Annotated in this window: 1 protein-coding gene; it reads left to right on the top strand. The window is 72.5% G+C overall.

The window, feature by feature from the left end; translation table 11 throughout:
* Positions 1 to 1,977 (top strand): PBP1A family penicillin-binding protein (locus tag FV230_RS27720; protein WP_147844651.1); only part of this gene is annotated, 1,977 nt, incomplete at both ends.

Raw genomic sequence — 1,977 nt, 5'->3', positions numbered from 1 at the left:
GGCCGGGAGGCGGCGCGCGCCACCGGATCGCTCGTCGGGGGCCTCGCGGCACGCCGCCGATCCAAAGCTCCGGCCGAGGCTGACGCCCCCATCGCGGGTCCGGCGACCGCCGGGTCCGCGCCGTCGCGCTTCGCCATCCGCGGGCGTTCGCTGCGCCCCGCCCTCCTGGTCGCCGGCGCCGTCGTCGCGTTGCCGCTCGTTGCGCTGGCCGGCTACGTCCTGTTCGCGTTCCTGACGCTGCCGCCGCTCGGCGGCGTGGTGATCGACCAGGGCCAGCGCGCGCTCACCGTCGAGGCCGACGACGGCCGGGTCTTCGCCACCCGCGGCGCGTTCCGGGGGCAGCCGATCACCAAGGCGGAGCTTCCGCCCCATCTCGCCCAGGCGATCGTCGCCATCGAGGATCGGCGCTTCTACAGCCATTGGGGCATCGACCTGCGCGGGCTGGTGCGCGCGGCCTGGCGCAACGCCGTCGGCGGCGGGGTGCGCGAGGGCGGCTCGTCGATCACGCAGCAATATGTCCGGCTGACCTCGCTCAACCAGGAGAAGACCCTGCGCCGCAAGATCCAGGAGGCCTTCCTGGCGTTGCGGGTCGAGTCCGAGATGAGCAAGGACGACATCCTCCTCGGCTACCTCAACACCGCCTATTTCGGGGCCGGCGCCTACGGTGCCGACGCGGCGGCGCGGCGCTACTTCGGCAAGGGCGCGAAGGCGCTGACCCTGCCGGAAGCGGCGATGCTCGCCGGGCTGGTGCGGGCGCCCTCGCAGCTCGCCCCGACGCGCAACTTCGGCGGCGCCAAGGAGCGCGCCGACGTGGTGCTGCAGACCATGGTCGAGACCGGCGCGATCACCGCGGAGGCCGCCGACGCGGCGCGGGCCAAGACCGTGACGCTGCGCACGCCGCCGGAGACGCCGCCGGGCAGCAACTACTTTCTCGACCTCCTCGCCGCCGACGCCAAGAAGCTCACAGACGCGCCGGGCGACCTCACCGTGCGCTCGACCCTCAACCTCGATCTCCAGAGCCTCGCCGAGGGAATCGTCGCACGCCGCCTCGACGCCGAGGGCGGCAAGAAGAAGATCGGCCAAGGCGCGCTCGTCGCGATGTCGAAGGACGGCGCGATCCTCGCGATGGTGGGCGGGCGCGACTACGAGGACAGCCAGTTCAACCGCGCGACCCAGGCCAAGCGCCAGGCCGGCTCGCTGTTCAAGCTGTTCGTCTACCTCACCGCCTACGAGAACGGGCTGACCCCGGAGACTGTGCTGGTCGACCGCCCGGTGCAGATCGGCGACTGGGAGCCGCAGAACGCCAACAACCGGTTCCGCGGCGCCGTGCCGCTGCGGACCGCCTTCGCGCTCTCGATCAACACGGTGGCGGCCCAGCTCGGCGAGGAGCTCGGCATCCCGGCCGTGATCGCGACGGCAAAATCCCTCGGGGTGCAGTCCGATCTGCCGAACGTGCCGAGCCTCGCGCTCGGCTCGGCCGAGGTCACGCTGCTGGAGATGACACGCGCCTATGCCGGCATTCTGGCCAACCGCACGCCGGTGGAGAGCTTCGACATCCACGCGATCCGCGGCGGAGCGCCGGCCCCGCTCTATCTGCGCCCCGACGCCAAGCCCGCCGCCGGCCTGCCGGGCGACAGCCGCACGATGATGCTCGATTCGCTGCAGGCGGTGGTCGACGGTGGAACCGGCAAGGGCGCGCGCGTGTCCGGCTTGGCCGTCGGCGGCAAGACCGGGACGACGCAGGATTACCGCGACGCCTGGTTCATCGGGATGACGCCCGACATGGTCGTCGGCGTCTGGGTCGGCAACGACGACAATTCCGCGATGAATCGCGTCGGCGGCGGCGACGTCCCGGCCTCGATCTTCCGCGATTTCGTGCAGCGGGCCTCGGCGCAGATGGCCAAGGGCCGCAAGCGCCCCTCCGCGGTCAAGGCCGAGCCGCAGCCGGCCGAAGCGGTGCCGCCCGCGCCCGCAGCC

Source organism: Methylobacterium sp. WL6, from assembly GCF_008040095.1.
Classification (GTDB): Bacteria; Pseudomonadota; Alphaproteobacteria; order Rhizobiales; family Beijerinckiaceae; genus Methylobacterium.
Note: the sequence above shows the minus strand (reverse complement) of the source record. Positions and strands in the feature narration are given on the sequence as shown.